Annotated in this window: 24 protein-coding genes and 1 pseudogene; 11 read left to right on the top strand and 14 right to left on the bottom strand. The window is 63.4% G+C overall.

What is annotated here, in order from left to right:
* The first annotated feature begins 10 nt into the window (after window positions 1-10).
* The gene (locus AC0L18_RS20790; RefSeq protein ID WP_091594188.1) at window positions 11-586 is read left to right on the top strand and encodes a TMEM175 family protein; all 576 of its coding nucleotides are present in this window, start codon (window positions 11-13) and stop codon (window positions 584-586) included.
* 7 nt (window positions 587-593) lie between these two features.
* Here the strand turns inward: AC0L18_RS20790 and AC0L18_RS20785 are convergent, their stop codons facing one another.
* Complete coding sequence (locus tag AC0L18_RS20785) at window positions 594-875, bottom strand: hypothetical protein (RefSeq protein WP_128167136.1); 282 nt, start codon at window positions 873-875, stop codon at window positions 594-596.
* 132 nt (window positions 876-1,007) lie between these two features.
* Here AC0L18_RS20785 and AC0L18_RS20780 point away from each other — a divergent pair, with 132 nt between their 5' ends.
* The gene (locus AC0L18_RS20780; RefSeq protein ID WP_473493978.1) at window positions 1,008-1,874 is read left to right on the top strand and encodes an SDR family NAD(P)-dependent oxidoreductase; all 867 of its coding nucleotides are present in this window, start codon (window positions 1,008-1,010) and stop codon (window positions 1,872-1,874) included.
* 3 nt (window positions 1,875-1,877) lie between these two features.
* Here the strand turns inward: AC0L18_RS20780 and AC0L18_RS20775 are convergent, their stop codons facing one another.
* The 3 genes from AC0L18_RS20775 to AC0L18_RS20765 all read right to left on the bottom strand — a co-directional run bounded on the left by AC0L18_RS20775 (window position 1,878) and on the right by AC0L18_RS20765 (window position 3,596).
* The gene (locus AC0L18_RS20775; protein WP_473493999.1) at window positions 1,878-2,288 is read right to left on the bottom strand and encodes a low affinity iron permease family protein; all 411 of its coding nucleotides are present in this window, start codon (window positions 2,286-2,288) and stop codon (window positions 1,878-1,880) included.
* A 77-nt stretch (window positions 2,289-2,365) separates the two neighbouring features.
* Window positions 2,366-3,007 (bottom strand): LbetaH domain-containing protein, encoded by a 642-nt coding sequence (locus AC0L18_RS20770; protein ID WP_473493977.1) that lies wholly within the window; start codon window positions 3,005-3,007, stop codon window positions 2,366-2,368.
* A 70-nt stretch (window positions 3,008-3,077) separates the two neighbouring features.
* Window positions 3,078-3,596, bottom strand: a complete 519-nt coding sequence (locus AC0L18_RS20765) for a CreA family protein (protein ID WP_287071432.1) — start codon at window positions 3,594-3,596, stop codon at window positions 3,078-3,080.
* Between the two features lie 205 nt (window positions 3,597-3,801).
* Here AC0L18_RS20765 and AC0L18_RS20760 point away from each other — a divergent pair, with 205 nt between their 5' ends.
* Together AC0L18_RS20760 and AC0L18_RS20755 are read left to right on the top strand one after the other, a co-directional pair.
* Entirely contained in the window at window positions 3,802-4,380 is a 579-nt protein-coding gene (locus AC0L18_RS20760; protein WP_473493976.1) for an SCO family protein, read from the top strand.
* A gap of 86 nt (window positions 4,381-4,466) precedes the next feature.
* On the top strand, window positions 4,467-5,339 hold the full coding sequence (locus AC0L18_RS20755; RefSeq protein WP_473493975.1) for a 50S ribosomal protein L11 methyltransferase: 873 nt from the start codon (window positions 4,467-4,469) through the stop codon (window positions 5,337-5,339).
* Window positions 5,340-5,374: 35 nt separating this feature from the next.
* Here AC0L18_RS20755 and AC0L18_RS20750 read toward each other — a convergent pair whose 3' ends face one another.
* Window positions 5,375-5,560: a hypothetical protein gene (locus AC0L18_RS20750; protein ID WP_473493974.1), complete on the bottom strand. Its 186-nt coding sequence runs from the start codon at window positions 5,558-5,560 to the stop codon at window positions 5,375-5,377.
* A gap of 475 nt (window positions 5,561-6,035) precedes the next feature.
* Between AC0L18_RS20750 and AC0L18_RS20745 the strand changes: the two genes are divergently transcribed.
* Window positions 6,036-7,880 carry an aminopeptidase P family protein gene (locus AC0L18_RS20745; RefSeq protein WP_473493998.1) on the top strand — a complete coding sequence of 615 codons (1,845 nt, stop codon included), beginning with the start codon at window positions 6,036-6,038 and terminating at the stop codon, window positions 7,878-7,880.
* Window positions 7,881-7,911: 31 nt separating this feature from the next.
* Here the strand turns inward: AC0L18_RS20745 and AC0L18_RS20740 are convergent, their stop codons facing one another.
* The gene (locus tag AC0L18_RS20740) at window positions 7,912-9,426 is read right to left on the bottom strand and encodes a winged helix-turn-helix domain-containing tetratricopeptide repeat protein (protein WP_473493997.1); all 1,515 of its coding nucleotides are present in this window, start codon (window positions 9,424-9,426) and stop codon (window positions 7,912-7,914) included.
* A gap of 169 nt (window positions 9,427-9,595) precedes the next feature.
* Here AC0L18_RS20740 and AC0L18_RS20735 point away from each other — a divergent pair, with 169 nt between their 5' ends.
* The 6 genes and pseudogenes from AC0L18_RS20735 (at window position 9,596) to AC0L18_RS20710 (ending at window position 14,272) form a co-directional block, all read left to right on the top strand.
* On the top strand, window positions 9,596-10,036 hold the full coding sequence (locus AC0L18_RS20735) for a cupin domain-containing protein (RefSeq protein WP_473493996.1): 441 nt from the start codon (window positions 9,596-9,598) through the stop codon (window positions 10,034-10,036).
* 202 nt (window positions 10,037-10,238) lie between these two features.
* Window positions 10,239-10,790, top strand: a pseudogene (locus AC0L18_RS20730) (RNA polymerase sigma factor); the annotation flags it as partial.
* Window positions 10,787-11,191: a hypothetical protein gene (locus AC0L18_RS20725; RefSeq protein WP_473493973.1), complete on the top strand. Its 405-nt coding sequence runs from the start codon at window positions 10,787-10,789 to the stop codon at window positions 11,189-11,191. The pseudogene AC0L18_RS20730 and the gene AC0L18_RS20725, both read left to right, overlap by 4 nt.
* Window positions 11,188-11,655: a periplasmic heavy metal sensor gene (locus AC0L18_RS20720; RefSeq protein WP_473493972.1), complete on the top strand. Its 468-nt coding sequence runs from the start codon at window positions 11,188-11,190 to the stop codon at window positions 11,653-11,655. Before AC0L18_RS20725 ends, AC0L18_RS20720 begins: the two co-directional genes overlap by 4 nt.
* A 72-nt stretch (window positions 11,656-11,727) precedes the next feature.
* Window positions 11,728-13,098 (top strand): DUF1800 domain-containing protein, encoded by a 1,371-nt coding sequence (locus AC0L18_RS20715; protein ID WP_473493971.1) that lies wholly within the window; start codon window positions 11,728-11,730, stop codon window positions 13,096-13,098.
* 37 nt (window positions 13,099-13,135) lie between these two features.
* Window positions 13,136-14,272 (top strand): DUF1501 domain-containing protein, encoded by a 1,137-nt coding sequence (locus AC0L18_RS20710; RefSeq protein ID WP_473493970.1) that lies wholly within the window; start codon window positions 13,136-13,138, stop codon window positions 14,270-14,272.
* Between the two features lie 24 nt (window positions 14,273-14,296).
* Here AC0L18_RS20710 and AC0L18_RS20705 read toward each other — a convergent pair whose 3' ends face one another.
* From AC0L18_RS20705 to ftsZ, 8 genes are all read right to left on the bottom strand, one after another.
* A complete protein-coding gene (locus AC0L18_RS20705; protein WP_473493969.1) occupies window positions 14,297-14,593 on the bottom strand; it encodes an AzlD family protein in 297 nt (98 codons plus the stop codon).
* The gene (locus AC0L18_RS20700) at window positions 14,590-15,318 is read right to left on the bottom strand and encodes an AzlC family ABC transporter permease (protein ID WP_473493968.1); all 729 of its coding nucleotides are present in this window, start codon (window positions 15,316-15,318) and stop codon (window positions 14,590-14,592) included. Before AC0L18_RS20700 ends, AC0L18_RS20705 begins: the two co-directional genes overlap by 4 nt.
* Before the next feature lie 229 nt (window positions 15,319-15,547).
* Window positions 15,548-16,240 (bottom strand): DUF2461 domain-containing protein, encoded by a 693-nt coding sequence (locus tag AC0L18_RS20695; protein ID WP_473493967.1) that lies wholly within the window; start codon window positions 16,238-16,240, stop codon window positions 15,548-15,550.
* Entirely contained in the window at window positions 16,237-18,441 is a 2,205-nt protein-coding gene (gene ligA / locus AC0L18_RS20690) for an NAD-dependent DNA ligase LigA (protein WP_473493966.1), read from the bottom strand. Before ligA ends, AC0L18_RS20695 begins: the two co-directional genes overlap by 4 nt.
* Window positions 18,442-18,581: 140 nt before the next feature.
* On the bottom strand, window positions 18,582-20,252 hold the full coding sequence (gene recN / locus AC0L18_RS20685; RefSeq protein ID WP_473493965.1) for a DNA repair protein RecN: 1,671 nt from the start codon (window positions 20,250-20,252) through the stop codon (window positions 18,582-18,584).
* Window positions 20,253-20,264: 12 nt separating this feature from the next.
* On the bottom strand, window positions 20,265-21,134 hold the full coding sequence (locus AC0L18_RS20680) for an outer membrane protein assembly factor BamD (RefSeq protein ID WP_128174186.1): 870 nt from the start codon (window positions 21,132-21,134) through the stop codon (window positions 20,265-20,267).
* Between the two features lie 215 nt (window positions 21,135-21,349).
* Window positions 21,350-22,297 (bottom strand): UDP-3-O-acyl-N-acetylglucosamine deacetylase, encoded by a 948-nt coding sequence (gene lpxC / locus AC0L18_RS20675; protein WP_473493964.1) that lies wholly within the window; start codon window positions 22,295-22,297, stop codon window positions 21,350-21,352.
* 273 nt (window positions 22,298-22,570) lie between these two features.
* Window positions 22,571-24,229, bottom strand: a complete 1,659-nt coding sequence (gene ftsZ / locus AC0L18_RS20670) for a cell division protein FtsZ (RefSeq protein ID WP_473493963.1) — start codon at window positions 24,227-24,229, stop codon at window positions 22,571-22,573.
* Between the last annotated feature and the right edge of the window lie 53 nt (window positions 24,230-24,282).

The raw sequence follows: 24,282 nt of genomic DNA, 5'->3' as shown, positions 1-24,282 counted from the left end.
GGGAGAATCCATGGGCAAGGGACGGGTCGAGGCATTTTCCGATGGCGTCATGGCCATCATCATCACCATCATGGTGCTCGAGTTGAAGGTGCCGCATAGCGCGGATTTTTCCGCGCTGGCACCGCTATGGCCCACTTTTCTCAGCTACGTGCTGTCCTTCATCTATGTCGGCATCTACTGGAACAATCTGCACAACATGTTCCACACCGTGCAGCGGGTCGATGGCCGCGTGCTGTGGGCCAATCTGCATCTGCTGTTCTGGCTGTCGCTGATGCCCGTGACCACCGCCTTCATGGGCGAAAACCATTTCGCGCCGGTGCCTGTCGCCGTTTACGGTGTTGTCCTGGCGCTTTGCGCGGCCGCCTACTTCATTCTGGTCGTCCTCCTGCACCGGCTGCATGGCAACGACACTGCCTTCGCCAGAGCGGCAGGCACCGATCGCAAGGAAAAGATCTCGGTGGTCCTCTACATCGCTGCCATTCCGCTGACCTTCGTCAATCAATGGATCAGCGTCGCGCTCTATGTGCTGGTTGCCATGATCTGGTTCGTGCCGGACAAGCGTTTCGAAAGGCAGATCGAAAAATAGGCCCGCCCTATCCCCGCATCGCCTTCAGCTTTTCCGCCACCGAGGCCGCAAGATCGGCATAGCGCTCCTCCAGCCGCTCGGCCGCCTTGATCACCGAAAAATCATGGCCGAATTTTTCCAGCGCCATGCGCAGCTTCTCGACGAACTCCGCCTGCTTTTCGAGCGCCGAAAACAGCGTTCTCACTTGCGCTTCGCTGATGTCGGGATTGGCAAGCATTTGCGGCACCTCACGGCTCATCTGGTCGCCGGTGGCGGTCTGTTCTTTCAGGATCTCGATCCAGTCGGTCAATCGGTAATCTCCTTCTTACGCGGACAGCATGCGCAGCGCCTGCCGACGTGGTCAACCCGAGGACGCCCAAACGGGCTTGCGCGAGCCTGTCGCCGCGTTAAGTTCGGCGCAACCTGAACGAGGACACGATCGATGACCACCGACGCCGAAATTCAGAGCGCTTTGCCTGCCCTTGGCTCCGGCAACGTTGCCGTCATCACCGGCGGCGCCAGCGGCATCGGCCTTGCCGCGGCCAGGCGGCTGGCGGCAATGGGCCTGAAAATCGTGCTTGCCGACATCGGCGGCGCGCGGCTCGACGAGGCTGCCGGCGCGGTTGCAACCATTGCCGGCGACAGCGCGGTACTCGCGGTCGCCACCGACGTCTCGAAAGCCGACGAAGTCGACCGGCTGGCCGAAAAGGCATTCGATGCCTTCGGCGGCGTGTCGCTGTTGATGAACAATGCCGGCGTCGGCAACAATCCCGGCAAACCCTGGGAGAACCGCGACGCCTGGAAGCGGCTGCTGGACATCAATTTCTGGGGCGTCGTCCATGGCGTCGAGGCCTTCGTGCCACGCATGCTGGCTGCAGGAAAACCGGGCCTGATCGTCAACACCGGCTCCAAGCAAGGCATCACCACGCCGCCCGGCAACCTTGCCTACAACGTCTCCAAATCGGGCGTGAAGAGCTTTACCGAAGGCTTGGCGCATGCGCTGCGCAACGAGCCCGGCGGAAAGATTGCTGCGCATCTGCTCATTCCGGGGTTCACTTTTACCGGCCTGACCGAGGGTGCAACCGAAAAGCCCGCCGGCGCCTGGACCGGCGAGCAGGTGATCGACTTCATGCTGGCCGCGCTGGTGCGTGGCGACTTCTACATCCTGTGCCCCGACAACGAGGCGACGCGGCCTATGGACGAAAAGCGCATGGCCTGGGCGATCGGCGACATCATCGAAAATCGCCCTGCTCTGTCGCGCTGGCACCCGGACCACAAGGACGCTTTCGCGACGTTCATGGAAAGCTGACGCTCACGCCGCATGCGTCTTCGAGCCGCGCTTTTGTGCAGTGGCTTTCATGCCCGCCGTATCATGCCGTTTCGCCGCCTGTTCACATTTTCTACGGATCTCCTCGACCTCGGATTCGGTCAGGTGCTCGATGCCGATAAAGGTATTGTGAGCTTTGCCGACCCGGATCAACTCGTCGAGTTTCGTCTGAATCGCCGTGCCATCGCGGTTCTGGGTATTCTGGATGAGGAACACCATCAGGAAGGTGACGATCGTCGTGCCGGTGTTGATGATGAGCTGCCACGTATCGGAAAACCCGAACATCGGTCCGCTTGCCGCCCAGCCAACGATGATCAGAAAACAGACGGCGAATGTCGCCGGCAGACCGGCAAGATGGGCAACGTAGGTGGCGATCCTGGTGAAAAGCTTCTCCATCATGGCAGGAGAAACAACCAGCATCCGCTCCGGGTTCCCTCCTTTCACCGACGTAGCCGTTCAGAGACCCGCAAGGATCAGGGGATTTCGTGCTCCCAGCGGTCGAGAAAGGCCTCGATGGAAAGCGCCTGCATGTCGGGAATGGCCCTGGCGAGTTTTTCGACCGACCAGTCCCACCAGCCGAGGCTTTCAATCCGCGCAGCGGTTTTCTCGGCAAAACGCTGGCGCAGCGGCTTGGCCGGAACGCCGGCGACGATCGCATAGGCAGGTACATCGCGCGTCACCACCGCATTGGCGCCGACGATCGCGCCATTGCCGATGGTCACATCAGGCATGATTACCGCGCCATGGCCGATCCAGACGTCGTGGCCGATGGTGACGGACGTCGCCCGCCGCCGTTCGCGGAACGCCGCGTCGACGCCCAGCCAGCGAAAATACTCGTTTGGCCGGTAGCTGACCTTGTGCTGGGTCAACCGCTCAATCGGATGCTCGAGCGCGTTGATACGGCTGTTGGCGGCGATCGAACAGAACTTGCCTGTTGTCGTGTAGATCGCCTCGGCATGGCGCTCGAAATAGGAGAAGTCACCGACTATGACTTCGCGCAGGATGACCCGCTCGCCGATCGAGGCGTAGCGCCCAAGCTTGCATGCCTTCAATTCCGCGGTCGGATGAATGCGCGGCTCGGGGTCTTTCAGGACAAGATTTTCGGGAGGGTCCATGCCGGCGGCTTTACGCCCGAGCGATTAGTCCCGCAAGCGGGGACCAATCGTTGTCACCTGTTTCCAGAGCCTATTTCGGCTTGCCGTTGGTCCACACCACGTTCTGGCCATAGAGCGGCACCGTGGTGACCGACATTTTCGCCGAACCGTCCTGCACCTGGCGCGAATGCGACAGATAGATCAGGGTCTCGTTGGTCTTGTCGTAGATGCGGTTCACCACCTGTTTCTTCCAGATCAGGCTGATGCCTTGCTTGAACACCTCCTCGCCGGCCTCGCTCATGTCGATGTCGCCGATGGTGATCGGCCCGGTTTGGCGGCAGGCGATCGAGGAATCGGATGGGTCCTCGAACCAGTTGCCCTTTTGCAGGCGGTCGATCACGCCACGGTCGAAATAAGAGACATGGCAGGTCACGCCTTCGACCTTCGGGTCCTTGATCGCCTCGACGATGATGTCGTTGCCGAGCCAGTCGACGCCGACCTTGCCGACCTCCTGGGCGACAGCCGCACCAGCACCGACGACAAGGCACGCGGCCAGAGCGCCGCCGATCAGTTTTCGCCCAATCAGTCCTTGCCCAATCAGTCCCTGCAAGGAAGCCTCCTGCCGTTCGAGTTTTGCCGACCTCAGGTGGGACGGCGGGCAGCACTTTGCAAGCGGATCATTTTTTAAGGGAAAGCCGGTTGCGGCAACGCGACATCTTTGCGCGAGCGAGATCAAACCGTTAAGAGTGTTCGCCCAACAAGCTCCAAAGGCGCCGACACGGCGCCAATGAAAAATCGCGACGGACAGCCAATTGATGATGCGTTCAATACTGGTCGGCATTCTCGTCCTGATGGCGGCGGGCATCGGCTGGCTCACCTTCGAGTGGTACCGCGGGCATTATGGCGGCGAGCCGTTCGGCGCGCCGTTCACGCTGGTCGACCAGAATGGCGCTCCGATCAGCGAGTCTGCCTTTCGCGACCACCCCAGCGTCGTCTTCTTCGGCTTCACCCACTGCCCGGAAGTCTGCCCGACCACGCTGTTCGAACTGGCCGGCTGGCTGAAGACGATGGGTGACGATGGCAAGAACCTGCGCGCCTATTTCGTGACGGTCGACCCGGAGCGCGACACGCCCGAAATCATGAACGCCTATATCAGCAACTTCTCCGACCGCATCCTCGGCATCACCGGCGACCCGGACAACGTCCGCGCCATGGCCAAATCCTTCGGCATCTATTCGAAAAAGGTCGATACCGGCGACGGCGACTACACGATGGACCACACCGCTTCGGTGCTGCTGCTCAACGCCAGGGGCGATTTCGCCGGCACCATCGCTTATGGCGAAAGCCCCGACACCGCCATCGCCAAGCTCAAGCGGCTGGCGGCGGCAGGCTAGTGCATGATCCCGAACCGAAGCTCCGCACCAGCGAACAGTGGGAACCGGATTTCGGATAAGATCATGCGCACAAAGAAAATCGTTTGATGACCCAAACGCGGCTTTACTTCAGCACTGGAAAGATCGAGGCCGACCGTATCTTCGCGGCGTTCGAAGCGGCATTCGAAGATGAGGGCCTGCCGATTGGCTTGGTCGAAGTCGACGAGGACCGCGACATCCACGAAGTGTCGCTCTATGCCGACGGCGATGTCGATGCCGTCGAGGCGCGCTTGAAGGAGATCCTTGCCAGGCTGGCCCTGTCGAGGCCGATTGCGCGCGAGCCCGTACCTGATATCGATTGGGTGACGCGTTCGCTGGAGGGACTGAAGCCGGTGCGCGCCGGCCGTTTCTTCGTCCACGGCGCGCATGACCGCAGGAAGCGCCACAGCGGCGAGCTCGCCATCGAGATCGAGGCGGGCCTGGCTTTCGGCACCGGCCATCACGGCACAACCGCCGGCTGCCTCGAAATGCTGGAACAGGTCGTGCGGCGCGAGCGCCCGCGCAACGCGCTCGACCTCGGCACCGGCAGCGCGGTGCTGGCCATCGCGCTGGCCAAGCTCGCCCATATCCCGGTGCTGGCGACCGACATCGATCCGGTCGCCACAAAAGTCGCCGCCGCCAACGCGCGGCTCAATCACGTCAAGGCGCTCGTCGAAACGGTGACAGCGCCGGGCTTTCATCATCCGATCTTTGCCGCGCGCCGCCCTTTTGGCCTCATCGTCGCCAACATACTGGCGCGGCCGCTGATGCGGCTGGCGCCCGAAATGGCCGGGTATATCGCCTTGGGCGGCTCGATCGTGCTGTCAGGCATCCTCGACCGGCAGCGCGACGCGGTGATCTCGGCCTATGTCGGCCAGCAGTTCCGCCATGTCAGCACGTTGCATCGCGAAGGCTGGGTGACAATCCACCTCAAGCGGTGACGCGCAGCGCCTTCAGTCGCACACCGCAAAATCGCTCAGACGTAGCGCGACCTTGCCGCCTTCTTCAGTTCTTCGCGATTGTAGCCGTTGGCTTTCAGCGTTTCGTCGTCAAAGCCAAGCAGAACGCCGCTCACATAACGGCTCGCTTCGCGCTGGCGCGCTTCGATGAGAGCGTTCACAGCGCTTCTGAAAAATCCGCGTCTGGCTGAATTCGTGGACATGATGGTCTCCTTTGCAGGGCAGTAAGACTCGTTCCTCCACGTCGAAAAGGTAAGCTCTGCTGACCTTTTTGAAAATCGCTGATTCTGCATGGCGTCCATGCGCAAAAGCGCACGTCGATGACCACTGTCGATGCCGGCGCCGCCCCTCATCCGCCTGCCGGTACCTTCTCCGTCACTATACGGGGAGAGTCCGGTCCATCCTCCGCAGCTGCTGCGGAGGACGGGCAGGGCAATGAGGGGCAGCGCAGACCTGAAGCGATTGCCCTGCTGGACCGAATCCGGCCTGCGCCTGGCGCAGCAAAAGTCGATTCCGATTTCCGGGGTCATGCGCTACGGTCGCGCCAAAGCATCGGGCCCAAAAGTGGAAACCGGTTTTGGGAAAACCCGATGCTCAAACAAGAGGCTAGATGTGAGCGGCGGCACGGTTCGACTTGAAAGTCCGCCGCTCACATCCAGCATCCGAGGAGAGGCCATGATGTTCCAGACCTTTGAATCCGCAGGCGACCCCACTGTCGGCAAGCCGCGTGTGGCGCTGCTGCGTCAATGGCTGAGAGCCAACGGGCTGGATGGCTTCATCGTGCCTCGTGCCGACGAGCATCAGGGCGAATATGTCGCCGACCGCTCGGCGCGGCTGAAATGGCTGACCGGCTTCAGCGGCTCGGCCGGCGTCGCCATCGTGCTCGGCGACCGTGCCATCATGTTCGTCGACGGCCGCTACACGCTGCAGGTGCGCCACGAGGTCGATCTCGACATCTTTTCGATCGAAAGCCTGATCGACAATCCGCCCGCCGCCTGGATAAAGGACAATCTCGGCAAGGGCGTGCGGCTTGGCTTCGATCCGTGGCTGCAGACGATCGGCGACGTGAAAGCGCTGAAAGCGTCGGCCGAAAAATCCGGGGCGACATTGGTGCCGCTCGAGAGGAATCCGATCGACGCCATTTGGGAGAACCAGCCCGAACCGCCGCTGGCGCCGGTCGAGCTTCATCCTATCGGCTTTGCCGGCGAATTGGCCAAGGACAAGCTGGCGCGGCTGGCCGAGTCGATCGGCAAGGATGGCGCCACCCATGCCGTGTTGACCGACCCGTCCTCCATCGCCTGGGCCTTCGACATCCGCGGCGGCGATGTGCCGCACACGCCGCTGGCGCTCGGCTTCGCCGTGCTCGCCGCCGATCGATCGCACCTGCTTTTCATGGACCAGCGTAAGTTTTCACGCACCGTCGCGGCCTATCTGACGCAGCTCGCCGAATTGCACGAACCCGGTGAATTCGAAGCTGCTATCGCAGCCCTGGCCAAGGGCGGCGCGAAGATCGCGCTGGATCCGGTGCTGGCGGCGGAGAGACTGAGAATGCTGGTCGAGGACAATGGCGGCACGGTCATCACCGCACCCGACCCTGCCCGCATTCCGCGCGCGACGAAAAACCAGGCCGAGATCAGCGGCGCCCGCGCCGCGCACCGCCGCGATGGCGCCGCCGTTGCCAAGCTGCTTTGCTGGCTCGACCGCCAGGAACCGGGCAGGCTCGACGAGATCGCGGTCGTCACCAAGCTCGAGGAGTGCCGCCGCAGCACCGGCGAGGAAACACAGATGCCGCTGCGCGACGTGTCCTTCGACACCATCGCCGGCGCCGGCCCGAACGGCGCCATCATGCACTACCGCGTTTCCCGCGCCACCAGCCGAAAGCTTCAGTCTGGCGAACTGTTCCTGCTCGATTCGGGCGGGCAGTATCAGGACGGCACCACCGACATCACCCGCACCGTGCCGATCGGCACACCGACCGAGGAAATGCGCGAACGCTTCACGCTGGTGCTGAAGGGCATGATCGGCATTTCCATGCTGCGCTTTCCCCCGGGCACGCGCGGCTCCGAGATCGACGCCGTGGCGCGCCTTGCCCTGTGGAAACACGGTTGCGATTTCGCCCATGGCACCGGCCATGGCGTCGGCTCCTATCTGGCCGTGCACGAGGGCCCGCAACGCATCGCCAGGACCGGCACCGAAAAGCTGCTGGCAGGCATGATCGTCTCCAACGAGCCCGGCTACTACAAGGAAGGTTCTTACGGCATCCGCATCGAGAATCTCATCCTGGTGACGCCGGCCGAGCCGATAAAGGGCGGCGACATCGCCATGCACGGCTTGGAGACGCTGACGCTGGCGCCGATCGACACCAGGCTGGTGCGATCGGACCTTTTGACGCGCGACGAGTTGCATTGGCTCGACACATACCACGCCCGCGTACTGGCCGAGATCGGACCGATGCTCGACGGCGAGGCGCTGGCCTGGCTGGAAAAGGCGACCGCACCGCTGCCGCACGATGCAAAGATCTGATTTTCGGCAAGGCCGGGAACGGCCTGTGGCTTTATCGCTGCCAACCGGCTTTCTTCAACAGATGCGCCATCTCGTCTGCCCAATGTGGATTGCGCAGCCTGAACGGCGCCAAGGCATCGCCTGAAGGGTTTTCCATTTCCCGCATCAGCTCAACGCAAGATCCAGCCTCCGGCAAGCGGCCGAGCGAAACGTAGCAGCAGGCTAGTGTTTCGTGGGTGGGCCGCCATGCCGGAGCGATCTTGCGCGCCTTGATGGCCGCGGCAAGCGCCTCGCCTGCCTGTCCTCCAAACAGGTAGGCGAGCGCCAGGATATTGAACCAGACGAAGTTCTGCGGATCGTAAGGGTTCAACATAAGGCCGTGTTCGAGCGGCGCTATTGCCTCGGATGCGCTGCCGCGGAAAAGCTGCCCCATTCCCATCACCAGATGACCAAGGGCGAAGCTTGGGCTGATCTCGATCGCCTTTTCCGCGGCAAGAATAGCCTGTTCCGGTGCATTGGCGTAGATGCTGCAGATGGCCAGCGCGTAATGCGAATAGGGATTCTTCTCATCGAGCCGAACCGCCTTCAAGGCTGCATCGAGGCCTTCCCGGATGTCCCGTTGCGGTTCGTCACTCCAGCCGTAAGCGACGATGCCGGCGCTGACGCGACCGAGCCAAAGGTGGGCCTCTGCGAGTTCAGGATCGAGCCTGCATGCCTCCCGGAACAGCCTGCGGGCACTCAAGTGAGTCTGACGGCCGACGTGGTGGAAATGCCAGGTACCTTGCCGCACCAGGTCCCAGGCCGTCGCGTTTCCGCTGCTGCGTGCAGCGGCTGGAAGCGACTCCGTCTTGAGAAGTTCGGGCTCGATCGCCCCAGCCACCCGCTCGGCTATGGCATCCTGGACGGCGAATGCCTCCGTCAGTTCCATCTCGTATCGTTCGGCCCAGATCTGATTGGCCGAGGCCGCATCGACCAATTGCGTCGAGACCCGGATGTGCTGGCCGGACCGGCGCACGCTGCCTTCCAGCACATAACGGACGCCAAGCTCGCGGACCACCTGTTTGGAGTCGACGGGCTTGTCCTTGTAGATAAAGCTGGAATTGCGGCCGATCACCCGAAACCAGCGGAACTTCGTCAGTGCTGTGATGATGTCCGCCGTGATGCCGTCAGCCAGATAGGCCTGTTCCCTGTCGCCGCTGACATTGGCGAACGGCAAGACCGCGATGGACGGTCTTTCGGAGAATCCCGGCGGCTGGCCGGAACTTGGCAGCGCGCCGTCTGCAGCGGCGTCCAGCACATGGACGCTGCCGGCGAAACGATATCCGGTGCGGGGAACCGTGGCGATCCACTCGCTGCCGTCTGGCTGTGGCCCGAGCAGCTTGCGCAGGGCGGCAATCTGCACAGAGAGATTGCTTTCTTCGACAACGGTATCGGGCCAAGCCGCTTCCATAAGCGCCGTCTTGCTCAGCACTTGAGCCGGTGCCTCCAGCAGGGCTTGAAGCAACGACAAGCCTTTGTGCCCGAGCGCAACCGGCCGGCCCTCGCGGACAAGCCCCCCGCGCAGCATGTCCAGCACGAACGGGCCGAACGCTAAGCATCGCGGCGCTACGGCACTCCGCTTGCCGGCTTCGGAAGAATTCGGAACTTTTCGCCTCCCCTTTTAGGACTCCCGCCGGACGTGCGGTCATCTTGGCCGTTCTTCGCACAGACTAACACATATGGAGGTCAAAATGACGATGTTGAAGCAAGCGTCCGGAGCGGACAACGTCACGCCCAGCGACAGAAAAGCTGTAGTCGTCGGGGGTGGCGAGGCTTATCGAGCCGAACAGGGGTCGGACTATCTGCCGGGAATAAGTGCTGAGACCGTCGGCGCGAAGGCGCTTTGGCTGGGTGTCGTCACGATGCCTCCGGGGAAACGGACCAAGGCCCACGTCCACGCACGTCACGAAACAGCATTTTATATGCTGAGCGGAGAGGAGCTGGAGATGTGGAGCGGGGACGAACTGCAATTTCGGGATGTCGTGCATCCCGGCGACTATCTCTATATTCCGGCCAACGTGCTCCACGTTGCAGTGAACAGGGCAAGCACGCCGGCCATTTTTATTGGCGCCCGCAACGAACCGACCGCTCAGGAAAGCGTCGTCCTGTTCCCGGAGATGGACGGGAGGATACCGTAGAAAGGCGACCTTCCAGGAATGATTGGTGGGGCGTCCTTCAACAGAACATTCCGCCAATGGTGTGCCGCGAGACCAGGACCATTTCTATCGCCCTGGCACGGTCGCCGACGGATTTCGCTTTGAAACCCGTTGAAGACACATGGCGGGTGCAGGATGACGGTCGTGTCGGCACAAGGTCTGGCGTGGTGGAACGAGAAGGCAGAACGTGGGCGAAACCGACGAGCGGCTTCTGGCGCTGATCGCTCAGAACAATGCGGCTGCGGTGGAAGCCATGGTCGAGCGCAAGCTGCCGCGGCTGATCCGTCTCGCCACGCGAATGCTGGGCGACCGCGGCGAGGCCGAGGATGTCGCGCAGGAGACCTTCTTGCGCATCTGGCGGGCGGCTCCGGGCTGGCGCGCCGGCGAGGCGAAGTTCGACACCTGGCTGCATCGCGTCGCGCTCAATCTCTGCTACGACCGGCTGCGCAGGCGGCGGGAGACGCCGGTGGCGGAACTTCCCGATCGCCCCGACGAACGCCCGGGCGCAGAAGCGGATATGCTCGCGGCCGACGATCGGCACCAGGTGCGGCGCGCGCTGGCCGAGCTGCCGGAGCGCCAGCGCGAGGCGATCGTGCTGCAGTATTATCAGGAGCTTTCGAACAGCGATGCGGCAGAAGTCATGGGGATCAGCATCGAGGCATTGGAAAGCCTCCTGTCGCGGGCACGGCGGCAGCTGCGCTCCAGGCTCGGACGAGACAGGGACGAAATGACATGACTCCAGAGAGGTTTTCCGAGCTCGTTGCCGCCTATGGCGGGTCCCCGCAGCGCTGGCCTGAGAACGAGCGGGCGGCGGCGCTGGAGTTCATCGCCGCCAACCCGGTTGAAGCCGAAGCCGCACTTGCACCGGCGGTGGAGCTCGACGATCTGCTGTCGCACCATCGCGTCGCAGTTCCGGACGGCGCGCTCGCGCGAAGGATCGTCGCCACGGCGCCGTCTGCGCTTTGGCGCTGCACCCAACTCGTCTGGCGGTGTGCCGGATTGGCCGGCATCGGACTGGCGGGCGCGCTGGCCGGGGCGCTGACAGTCGCCGTGCTGCTGACGCCCAACAGCGCCCCTGACGATGGCGACACCTATGCGCTGACCGCATTCGGCGACATGCAGGGGGACGTGCAATGAGCGAACGCAGCATCAGGATCCTGCTTGCCGTCTCGTTGGCACTGAACGTCTTCGTGCTCGGCGCCGCCGCCGGCGCTGGCTATATATGGCAGGCGCAGCAGGGGCAGCGCGACAGAGCGGGCGACCAGCGCGGCCTGCGCTTCGCCGCGGCCGGCCTGTCGCCCGACCAGCGCAAGGCGTTCCGCCAGGCGCTCGCAGAGGCGCGGCGCCAGTCGGCTGCCGACATCGAAGCGGCTCGGGTCGGCCGCGAGGCGGTGGCGCGCCTGATCGAGGCTGAGCCGATCGACGCAGCGGCGGTCAATGAGACGCTCGCCTCGGTCCGGCAAGCCGATATGGCGCTGCGCGGCTGGCTCGAACAGGCAATCGTGACCTTCGCGACGGGACTGACGCCAGCCGACAGGGCGCGACTTGTCGACGGCCTGCGCGGCCGCAGCAACATGCTGCGCCGAGCGGGCGAAAAATAGCGCTGGAAACAGCGACGGATTCCAGTCGCTGCCGCGTTGAAGCCTCCAAAAGCAATGCTGACGGAGGCACCATTGGCAAGTCCGAGCGATGTCGCGGTTGCGCTCAACCGATTCGGCCTGGGCGCCCGGCCCGACGACGAGGCGCCGGCCGACCCGAAATCCTTGCTGATAGCTCAGTTCGAAAGTTACGACGCAAACCCGGCGGTCTTTTCCGGCGCGCAGGACTCGGCCACACTCGGCGCCGGCTATGCCGAAGCGATGCTCGAGGCCAAAGACGCCGACGCGGCCGCAAAGATGGCCGCCCGCAAGGCGGCACGCCAGGAGGCTCAAGCGCTTTATCGCGACGAGGTCGACATGCGAGCACGCGCAGCGCTCGAAACATCGACCCCCTTCGTCGAACGGCTCGTGCATTTCTGGTCGAACCATTTCGCCATCTCGGCGGAGAAACCGCAGGTGACCCTGATCGCCGGCGCCTTCGAGCGCGAGGCGATCCGCCCACATGTGCTCGGCCGCTTCGAAGATATGCTGCTCGCCGCCGAGCGCCACCCGGCGATGCTGTTCTATCTCGACCAGGTGCGCTCGATCGGTCCCAACTCGAAAGTTGCCAAACGCGCCGCAAAACGCAGCGCCAAGCGCAAACCCGGCATCAACGAGAACCTGGCCCGCGAAATCATGGAACTGCACACACTCGGTGCACGCTCCGGCTACAGCCAGGCCGACGTGACCGAATTCGCACTGGCGCTGACCGGTTTCAGCACCGGACGCGCTAAAGGGCGAGGCCAGGCCGGCGCTTTCACCTTTCGACCCGGGCTGCACGAACCGGGCCAACGCACGATCATCGGCCAGACCTACGACCAGCGCGGCGACAAACAGGCGCTCGCCGTGCTCGGCGACCTCGCGGCGGCCGAGGCAACCGCAACGCACATCGCAACCAAGCTGGCGCGCCACTTCATCGCCGACGAGCCGCCGGCCGCGGTCGTGACGCGGCTCGCCGAAGCCTTTCGCCGGTCAAAGGGCGATCTCGTCGCCGTCTACCGCGCGCTCCTCGACAGTCCAGAAGCCTGGCAACCAGCAGCGGCGAAGTTCAAGACGCCGTGGGAATGGACGATCTCGGCGCTGCGCGGCCTGGGCCGCAGCGAACTCGGCAAGCCGCGTCTGGCGCAACTGCTCAACCAACTCGGCCAACCGGCATGGCGGCCGCGTTCGCCGGCCGGCTATGACGATGTTGCCGGGAGCTGGGCAGCACCCGACGCACTGGTCCGCCGGGTCGAGGTGGCGCAGCGCCTCGCCGCGCAGGTTGGCGAAATCCATCCGCGAGATCTCGCGCGAAAACTCTTTGCCGGCTCACTCAGCGACCTGACGATGGCCGAGATCGAGCGCGCCGAGAGCCGGCGCACCGGCATCGCGCTGCTGCTCGTGTCGCCCGAATTCCAACGAAGATGACTTTCAGCGAAGATGATTTCCAGAGGAGATGACCAAGATGGAACGCCGTCAATTCCTTACTCTCGCCGGCGCCGGCCTCGGCTCGCTGATCGCGCCGCGCATCGTCTTCGCCAATGTGGAAACCGATCGCCGCTTCGTTTTCATCATCCAGCGCGGCGCCGCGGACGGGCTGGACACCATCGTTCCCTATGCCGACCCCGCCTACCGCGCACTGCGCGGCCCATTGGCCATCGACGATCCGATAAAGCTTGACGGCACGTTTGGCCTGCATCCTTCGCTCACCGGTCTCCGCAAGCTGCATCAGGACAAGCAGGCGCTGTTCGTCCACGCGGTCGCTTCGCCCTATCGCGAGCGCTCGCATTTCGATGGTCAAAATGTGCTCGAAAGCGGCGGCAGCTCGCCCTATGAGCGCAAGGACGGTTGGCTGAACCGGCTGGTCGGCATGCTGCCGAAGTCTCGCGGCGAAGCAATCGCTTTTGCACCGATCATCCCGCTGGCGCTGCGAGGCGAGGCAGACGTCACCTCCTATGCGCCGTCCGCCCTGCCGGAGGCGCCGGACGACCTGATGATGCGCGTCGGCAAGCTCTATGTCGCCGACGAACAGCTGCATGCGCTGTGGAGCAGCGCGATGGAGACACGGGCGTTGGGCGCGGTGAACGCGCAGCGCAAGGATGCAGCGAGCGTCGGCCGCACCGCTGCGGGCTTCCTCTCCAAGGCCGACGGTCCGCGCGTTGCCATGATCGAAACCAGCGGCTGGGACACCCATAGTGGCCAGCAAGCCAGGCTGGCCAACCAACTCAGAGCGCTCGACGCGCTCATCGATGGGCTGCACGTTGGCCTCAGCGATATCTGGAAGGATACGACCGTGCTGGTCGCCACCGAGTTCGGCCGCACTGTCGCCGTCAACGGCACTGGCGGCACCGACCACGGTACGGCATCGGCTGCGATGATCGCTGGCGGAGCGGTGAATGGCGGGCGGGTGCTGGCCGACTGGCCGGGACTGTCTACCGGTGCACTCTACCAAGGACGCGACCTCGCCCCGACGCTCGACCTCGACGCGCTGATTGCGGTGACATCAGCCGAAACGTTTGGTCTCGATCCGCAAGAGACGATGCGTAGGCTCTTTGCAGGAGGTCAATTCGATCCCGCGATCTCCAACATCGTGCGCAAATAGGACTGGCGTACTCAGCCGGTCCGGTTATCCGACGAATTGCCGGGCCAGCACCAGCACGACGGCGCCGGCCAAAAACATCGCCATAAGCCCGCCGCGCAGCGAGACCAGCCCGGCGACGATCAATGCCGCCCATTCCGCCGGCCCGCCGCCAAGTGCTGCCGGCGCCACCAGCGTCGTCAGCACTGCGGCAGGCACGGCGTTCAGCCCGGCCTCGACGCGCGGATGGATGTTTTCGAAGCGCGAGATCACCAGATGGCCGCCGATGCGGGTCAGATAGGTCGCGATCGCGCCGGCGATGATGATCCAGAAGGTCGTGCTCATGGCCGCGCCTCCACGCCGCTGTGGCGCGGCGGCAGGATGACCGCGAGCAGCACGCCAGCCACGGCGCCAATCGAGACGTGCCAGGGCGAGCCCACCGTCTCGTAGGCGATGATGGAAGCAGCAGCACTGGCGACGACCACCGGCAGCCACAGCGGCCGTTTGCGAAAGCCCATGACCAGTCCGAGGAAATAGATCGGCAGCAGAAAATCGATGCCCAGCGCATGGGTATCGGGAATAAGCCTGCCGAATACCGCGCCAAGCGCGCTTTCGGTCACCCAGAACACATAGACCGGCAGGCCAAGCCCCATATACCAGGCGAAGCCGACCGTCTCGCCAGCCTCCGCCTTGCGCTCGGCCACGGCGAACTGCGGATCGGTGAGCAGGAAATAGCCGACCGCCTGCTGCAGCGGCGGCCAGTGCGCGATGCGCCGGCCGATGCCCGCGGAGTAAAGCACATGGCGGAAATTCACGGCGAAGATCGACAGCACGATCAGCCATGGCGCGACATGCTGCCCGAACAATTCGATGCCGACCATCTGGCTGGCGCCGCCGAAAACCATGGCGCTCATCAGCAAGGCTTCAAGCACCGAAAATCCGTTGTCGACGGCGAGCGCCCCGAACAGCAGTCCAAACGGCGCCGCCGCCACCACGACGGGCATGCTGAGCCGCACGCCTTGCCAGAAATCGCTTTTTGCGCGGTTTTCGGAGATTGCTTCCGCCGACATCAGCCACACCTTAGAGCGCCGCTCGTCCTTTTGGACGATCAAAGGACGCTCTAACACTTTGAATCCACGCGTCGGGCCATCCGAAAATCGATCCCGATTTTCGGGCCGATGCGGGGGAAAGCTGGTATGTAGGGAGCGCTGTCAGCCTTGTCACACCAATTCGCTTGAGCCAACGATCAGCGGAAGTGATCCTCGTCGCAGGTTCAGGCGTGCGCGTTTCGGCCAGTGCTCAGTCCACCGGGACCTTGGCTTCGATCGCCCTGCCCCAGTCGAGCAGCGGCTTGGCCCGTAAGGCGAAATCGACCAGCTCGTCGACCAGCGCCGGCCCGTGGATTCCCGCAGGGTCGATTTCGTGCCGGACGGCGAAATGCCGGTTGCGGATGGCCGCCGCGAGATCGGCCGCCGTGACATGCTCGAAGCCGCGTGGCGCGCGCTTCATGCAGCCTTCCGCATCGAGTTCGAGGCGGTTTTGCTTCAGCGCCTCGATCAGCGCCCGGAATTCACCCGGCCGCGTCGCGATGGCGTTGCGCATTGCCAGCAGCAGCGCCGGTCCGGGCTGCCACCAGGCGACGCCGGCAAAACAGCGCTCAAGCCCGATATGGATGAAGAACACGCCCTGTTCCATCTTGGTGCCATCAGGCGAGAGGATTGCCGACAGATGCCGGTTGTAGGGCCGCTTGTCCCTGGCGAAGCGCACGTCGCGATTGATCCGGAACAGCGACTTCTTGCGATCGCCGCGCAAGCCCAGCCCCGCTGCCGCGAAGCGCTCGGAGAGCGCTTCGACCAGATCGCCGAAGGGGTCGCGCAGCTCGCTTTCGAAGAGGTCGCGGTTTTCCAGAAACCACTCCCGGCTCTGATGAAAATCGAGCGCCTTGAGGAAGGGAATGGCGTTTTGGCCGAAACCGCTGAACGCCACCGTCACGCCTTGCCGATCCGCGCCAACCAAGCGTCTTCGTCAATCACCTCGATGTCGAGTTCGGTGGCAAGCTTGAGCTTGGAGCCAGCACCTGGCCCGGCAACGACGAGATCGGTGTTCGCAGAAACCGAGCCCGCGACCTTCGCGCCGAGACGTTCCGCCATCGCCTTGGCTTCGGGGCGTGTCATCTTTTCCAGCGTGCCTGTAAACACGATCGTCTTGCCGGCGACCGCGCTGTCGGCCGAGACGTTTACAATGTACGGTTTCGGGTGGACCTGCGCGAGCAGCGCTTCAAGCACGTCGTCGTTGCGTTCATTGCCGAAGAAATCGCGAAGCGCACCTATCACCGTGTCGCCGATGCCGTTGATAGATGGGAAAACGGTGTGTGGATCGGCAGCCGCTGCTGTGTCCTTGCCGATGCGGATCAGCTCCTCAATGGTCGAGAAGGATCGGGCAAGCACAGCGGCCGTCGTTTCACCGATATGGCGGATGCCCAGCGCGAAGATGAAGCGATCTAGTTCTGGTTCGCGGCGAGCGTCGATGGCGGCGAAGAGCTTGTCGAGACCTTCGTAGTTGCGTTCCTCGACACCGCGTACATTCTTGCGCGTCTTGCCCGATGCGGCCTCGCGCTGTCTGGCCTGCTCCTCGCGCCGCTCAGCCAGAGCCTTGGTGACTGCGGGACGGCGATCCCTGAGAGTAAAGATATCGGCGGCTGTTTTGATCAACCCCGCATTGAAGAACAGGTCTATGTATTCGGCGCCCAGGCCTTCGATATCCATGGCGCCGCGTGACACAAAGTGGCGCAATCCTTCGACGGCCTGCGCGGGACAGATCAGTTCGCCGGTGCAGCGTCGGCGGGAATCTTCCTTGCCGGTCTTTTCGTTGATCTCGCGCGTCGCCGGTGAGCCGCAGATCGGACATTTGTGCGGGAATTCGTAGGGCACGGCATCAGGCGGACGCTTGTCGATAACGACGCTGACGATCTGCGGAATAACGTCCCCTGCCCGCTGGATCACGACTGTGTCGCCGATACGTACGTCATAACCGTCGCGGATCGGCTGGCCGTTGCTGTCCAGACCCTTGATGTAGTCTTCGTTGTGAAGCGTGACATTTTCGACCACCACGCCGCCAACGGTGACGGGAGCTAGCCGTGCAACGGGCGCCAGCGTGCCGGTACGGCCAACCTGAATGTCGATCCTAAGCACGGTCGTCATCGCCTGTTCAGCCGGAAATTTGTGGGCGATGGCCCAGCGTGGTTCGCCGGTGACGAAACCCCATCTACGCTGCAACTCCAACTGGTCGATCTTGTAGACGACGCCGTCGATGTCGTAGCCAAGCGATGAGCGCTGGGCCTCGATAAGGTGATAGTGCGCGACCAGTTCCTCGACCGACTTTGCCCGCACCATCAGCGGACTGATCTTGAACCCCCACTCCGCGAATCTTTGCACTGAATCGTATTGGGTCGGAGCTGGGTCCTCGGATGTATAGCCCCATGCGTAGGCAAAGAAGTTGAGTTTGCGGCTGGCGGTAACGGACGGATCCTTCTGGCGCAAGGAACCGGCCGCAGTGTTGCGCGGATTGACGTAGTCCTGGCCGCCGACCGCTGCCGACCGTTCCTTCAACGCCTTGAATTCTGCATAGGTCATATAGACCTCACCGCGTATTTCGATGATATCAGGCCAGCCTGAGCCCTTCAGTGTCTTGGGAATGTCGGCGATTGTCCTGAGATTGGCGGTGATGTCCTCCCCAACGGAGCCGTTGCCGCGCGTTGCTCCCTGCACGAACACACCACCTTCATAACGCAAAGAAGCCGATAGCCCGTCGATCTTCGGCTCAGCCGTGAAGGCGATATCGAGATCCTTGTCGCGATCAAAGAATCGCCGGCCACGTTCGATGAAGTCGGTGACGTCCTGGTCGGTATAGGCCTTGGCGAGACTGAGCATCGGCACCGCATGGCGCACCTTGGCAAAGCCTTCCGCCGGTGGCGCGCCCACTTGGCGCGATGGCGAATCCTCTAGCACCAAAGCGGGGAAGCGCTGTTCGATGGCGAGGTTGCGCCGCGTTAGCGCGTCATATTCCGCGTCCGTTATAATCGGTGCATCCTCGGTGTGGTAGCGCCGGTCATGCTCGGCGATCTCAGCCGCCAGCCGCTTTAGCTCGCTTGCGGCCTCGCTTTCGCTGAGCGAATCAACTGGTTTTTCGGCCATGCATTGCTCCCTTCCCGATGGCGCGACACAATAGAACAGGATTCTCTCATGAGGGAGAGACCGGGCACGAAAAAATCATTGCTGAACAGCGGGATGGAGCCACATCCTGACTCGATCCACGACGCCGAGCATGAGCTCCGCTATGCTGCTGTGTTTTCGCGAAGCAGCCGCTCGGCGGCCGCACGCGCCTCGTCGGTGATGGTCGCCCCGGCAAGCATCCGCGCGATCTCTTCCTGGCGCGCCGCCCGGTCCATCTCGGCGATGCCGGTGGCGACGCGATCGGCGCCGCCGGATTTGGAGATCAGGAAATGCGTCGCCGCGCGTGCCGCCACTTGCGGCGCGTGCGTGACCGAAAGCACCTGCACGCGCTTCGACAGCCGCGCCAGCCTTTGCCCGATGGCGTCAGCCACCGCGCCGCCAACGCCGGTGTCGATTTCATCGAACACCAACGTCGGCGCCGAGCCGCGGTCGGCCAGCGCCACCTTCAGCGCCAGCAGGAACCGCGAAAGTTCGCCACCGGAGGCGACTTTCATCATCGGGCCCGGTCTTGTGCCAGGATTGGTGCGCACCCAGAACTCGACCTGATCGATGCCGTCTTCCATGCGGCTCTCGGCCTCGCTTGCCATCTCGACGATGAAGGCTGCCCGTTCGAGCTTCAGCGCCGGCAGTTCGGCCATCACCGCCTTGGTCAATCCGACCGCCGCCGCATGGCGAAGCGACGAAAGCTGGGCAGCGGAAATGTCATAGGTCTCGCACGCGGCGGCGGCCTGCTTCTGCAGCCCGTGCAGGCGCTCCTCGCCGGCGTCGAGATCGGCGAGATCGGCGGCCATCGTATCGCGCAATTGCGCCAGATCGTGGACCGCCACACTGTGCTTGCGTGAGGCGGCGCGCAGCGAAAACAGCCGCTCCTCGGCCTGTTCCAGCCGCCGCGGATCGTATTCGGTGGCGCGAAGTGCCGCTTCCACGCCCGATTGCGCTGCGTCGAGCGACAGCATCGCCTCATCGAGCGATTTGACCACGTCTTCGAGCAGGCCGGGCGCCTCGGTCACCTTGCGCTGCAGCCGTCGCAACAGGCTGGCGAGTTGCGGCAGGGGCGAAGACGGGCCCGAGAGCACATCTTGCGCATCGTGGATTTCCGAGGCGATCTTTTCCGCCCGCATCATCGAGGCGCGCAACTCGGCGAGGTCGGCTTCCTCGCCTGGCTGGGGATCGAGCTTCGTCAATTCGGCGACCGCGGCGCGCAGATAGTCGGCCTCGCGGGCCGCCGCTTCCACCTTGGCACGATGCCGCGAAAGTTCCAGTTCGCAGGCCCGCCAGTACCGCCATGCCTCGCCGGTCGCCCGCACAGCGCCGAGATGACCGCCAAAACTGTCGAGCAATTCGCGATGGGCGCCGGAATCGACCAGGGCACGCTCGTCATGCTGGCCGTGGATCTCGACCAGCGCGTGACCGACATCGCGCATCAGTGTCACGCTGGAAGGCTGGTCGTTGACGAAGACGCGGGTACGGCCATCCGCCGTCTGCACGCGGCGCAGGATGATGTCGCCATCGTCCTCGATAGCGTTGTCGGCAAGCAGCATGCGGGCAGGATGGTTGCGCGGCACGTCGAACACGGCGATGACTTGGCCCTGTGCCGCGCCATGCCGCACCAGCGAGGCGTCGCCGCGGGCGCCAAGCGCCAGCGACAGCGCGTCGAGCAGGATGGATTTTCCAGCACCGGTTTCGCCGGTCAGCACCGAAAGACCGGACGAGAAGTCGATGTCCAGCTTCTCGATCAGAACGATATCGCGGATCGACAGTCTGGAAAGCATGTGACGCGCCGCTCAGGCGCCGGTGATCAGCTTCCCGGCCTTGGCGATCCACGAGCCCGCATTCTCGCGCGGCTCGAGCCCACCAGTCTGCAGGAGCTTGTAGGAATCCTTGTACCACACGCTGTCGGGATAGTTGGTGCCGAGCACAGCAGCGGCAGTCTGCGCTTCCGATGTCAGCCCCATCGCGTAATAGGTTTCGGTAAGACGCGCGAGCGCTTCCTCGACATGGCGCGTGTTGGAATAGGTCTCCACCACGACGCGGAACCGCTTGACGGCGGCGATGTATTCACGGCGCTCGAGATAATAGCGGCCGATCTGCATCTCCTTGCCGGCGAGCTGGTCGTTGGCGAAGCGGATCTTTTCCTTGGCGTCGTCGACATATTCGGAATCGGGCCAGCGCGTCACCAGATCCTGCATCGTCTGCACGGTCTGACGCGCTTCTTTCTGATCCTGGGTGACATCCCTGATTTGCCGGTAATAGCTCAGCCCGATGATGTACTGGGCATAGGCAGCGTCGTCGGTCGACGGATAGAGCGTGAGATAGCGCTTGGCCGAACCGATCGCCTCGGTATAGTTGCCTTGGCGATAGTCGGCAAAGGCGCCCATCACCATCGATTTGCGGGCGTATTCGGAATAGGGATGCTGGCGGTCGACCGCACCGAATTTGCGGCTCGCCTCCTGCAGGCGCCCGGCATTCAGATTGGCGAGGCCCTGATTGTAGAGAACGTCTGCCGGCTCGGTCTGCTCGACATAGGTCGACAGGTCGACATCCTTTTCGGACGACATGCAGGCCGACAGGAACAGCGATGGAACAACCACCGAAAGCGCCAGGAAAACAGCCCGATGCGGCGCTTTCGATTGACCAATTCGCTTGAAGAACATGATTGGATTCCGCCCTTTCGGCGTCATTTCAGTCGACATTTCGCCCTGGGGCAGCAGGCATAACCATAATCGCCGTGCCCGGCAACGCTATCTCCGGCCATTCGCACATTTTTGTGGCAGCCTGGCGCAACCCGCACACTTGCGTGATTTCGCCGGCCGATGGTGCATTCATGCAACACAGGCCGGCGGCCATAAAACCCGAGAAACGTTAAGAATCAGATCATCCAGGGCGCGTAGACAGGTGCATAGACGGCGCTCTTTTCGATGGTCCGACCGCGCTCGCGGCGTGTCGTCTCGACGATCTCGAACGCCGAACGGTCCGACAAAAGGCGGCGCAGCGCTGCCGCATTCAGCCTGTGGCCGCCGCGATAGGAACGGAAGCAGCCAATGAACCGGGCGCCAGCCAGCGCCAGATCGCCCATGGCGTCCATCGTCTTGTGGCGCACGAATTCGTTGGGATAGCGCAAGCCTCCGATGTTGATCACGCGGTTGTCGTCGCCGATCACCAGGGAGTTTTCCAGCGAGGAGCCGAGCGCGTAGCCGGCTGCCCACAGCCGCTCGACGTCCTTCATGAAACCAAAGGTACGGGCCCGCGCGATATCGCGGCGAAAAATGTCGGCGTTCATGTCGGATGCAAACAGCTGACGGCCGATCGCCGGGCTTTCGAAATCGATCTCGATTTCGAAGCGCGTGCCGTCATAGGGCCTGAACTCCGCCCAGGAGGCACCGTTCTCGATGCGAACCGGCTTGACCACCCTGATGTAGCGGCGCTTGACCGGCAGCGTATCGATGCCCGCCTGGTCGATAGCCTCGACGAACGCAATGGCGCTGCCGTCGAGGATCGGAACCTCACGGCCGTCGATCTCGATGACGACATTGTCGATGCCGAGCCCGAAAACCGTGGCCATCAGATGTTCGACTGTGGCGATGTGCTCGCCTGCCGGATCGCCGAGCATGGTGCACAGATCGGTGGCGCCGACCTCGGAAACCAGCGCGCGGAACTCCCGGACTTCGCTTCCATTCGAAAGCTGGAACACGACACCCGTATCAGCGTCTGCCGGCAAGAAATGAACGGTAACGGAATTGCCGCTGTGAACACCGGTGCCGGTCAGCGTCGCACGCGATCTAAGTGTCGTCTGATAGTCGTGCAAAACAAACCCCATAGCCCATACTGCCTACGTCCGCTTCATAAGCCCAAGGGCGCGGCTCTTTGATCGGCAGGCAGGGCCACTTCCCCGAATCCCAGCAAACCGAAATTGATCGCGGCGAAGATAGTGGTCCGGCAGAAAGTCTCCAAATCACGGTTTCTTACTTTCTGTAACCGCGATCCGAACCGGATGCGGTCTCCTAACTTCTTGTTTTACAGCCGCTTTTAACATTAACAGGCAAACAATTTCTTGTCTGCCTGTTAACAACTGTTACGGACCGTTAACAGGTCAGTTGGCCTGGCGGCGCAGGAATGCCGGAATCTCCAGCTGATCGTCTTCCTGGACAGCCCTGCTCTGCGGCGTCAGCCGGCCCTGGTCGTCCAACTGGCCGCGGCGTGGCGCGTAAAGCTGCGGATCCTGGCTGGCAAGGCGGCGCACTTCGGGTGCCGCCTGGCGCAGTTTCGGCTCGCGCGGCTGCGCCGGCTGCAGCCGTGCAGGCTCTTCTTCGCGACGGGTAAGGCCGTTGGTCAGGCGCTTGAGCAGTCCCATCGGTCCGCTGTTCTCGTGGTCGGCCGGACGGCTTTTGGCTTCCACCTCGGCTTTCACCACCGGCGGAAAGTCCTCGACGCGCGGCATGCGCTGGGGCGCTGCCGGCTGAAGCACTTCACGCTGCGGCGCGGGCTGCATCGTTTGCTGAACCATTGGCTGCAGCATCGGCTGCGGCTGGGCCGGCGGCGCCTGGAAGATCTTGCTCTGCGGGCGGAAATCTTCCGCCTGGGAGGCCGGCGCGGAACGCGCCATCGCCGCCGCATTCGCCTCGGCGAGCTGGATTGCCTCGGCGACAGGATCGGCGGCGCGCGGCTCGTAGCCTCCCTGCTGGACAGGCGCCGGACGGCTTTCGGTGACCGGAGCGGCCGGGCGGCTGACCGGCTTTGGCGGAGCCGTGCGGATGGCGATCGGCGCGGCAGCGATTTCTGCCGCCGATTTGTCGATGCCGGTAGCAACCACCGAGACGCGGATGACGCCTTCGAGATCCTCGTCGAAGGTCGCACCCAGGATGATGTTGGCTTCCTGGTCGACCTCCTCGCGAATTCGGGTCGCCGCCTCGTCGACTTCGAACAGGGTCAGGTCGCGGCCGCCGGTGATCGAGATCAACAGCCCCTTGGCACCCTTCATCGAAGTCTCGTCGAGCAGCGGATTGGCGATCGCGGCTTCGGCGGCGGCCATGGCGCGCCCCTCGCCGGAAGCTTCGCCCGTCCCCATCATCGCCTTGCCCATCTCGCGCATGACCGAGCGTACGTCGGCGAAGTCGAGATTGATCAGCCCTTCCTTGACCATCAGGTCGGTGATGCAGGCGACGCCGGAATAGAGCACCTGGTCGGCCATGGCGAAAGCGTCGGCAAAGGTCGTCTTGTCATTGGCCAGCCGGAACAGGTTCTGGTTGGGGATGACGATGAGGGTATCGACGCATTTCTGCAATTCCTCGATGCCCAGATCCGCCGTCTTCATGCGGCGCTGGCCTTCGAAATGGAACGGCTTGGTGACGACGCCGACGGTGAGAATCCCCTTCTCGCGCGCCGCACGTGCAACGACCGGCGCGGCCCCCGTGCCGGTGCCGCCGCCCATGCCGGCAGTGACGAAGCACATATGGGTGTTGGAGAGATGATCGACGATCTCGTCGATGCATTCCTCCGCCGCGGCGCGTCCGACTTCCGGCTGCGACCCCGCACCCAGGCCCTCGGTGACATGCGCGCCGAGCTGGATCAGGCGATCCGCCTTGGACATGGTCAGTGCCTGCGCGTCGGTATTGGCCACCACGAATTCGACGCCGCGCAAGCCGGCGGTGATCATGTTGTTGACGGCATTGCCGCCGCCGCCGCCGACACCGAACACGGTGATACGCGGCTTCAGCTCGGTGATGTCCGGCTTTTGCAGATTGATGGTCATTGTCTCCGTCCTTTGCCTTTCCCGCCGCTTCGCCGCTGCGGCCGCCTATGGGG

It is taken from the genome of Mesorhizobium sp. WSM4819 (assembly GCF_055811215.1).
Note: the sequence above shows the minus strand (reverse complement) of the source record. Positions and strands in the feature narration are given on the sequence as shown.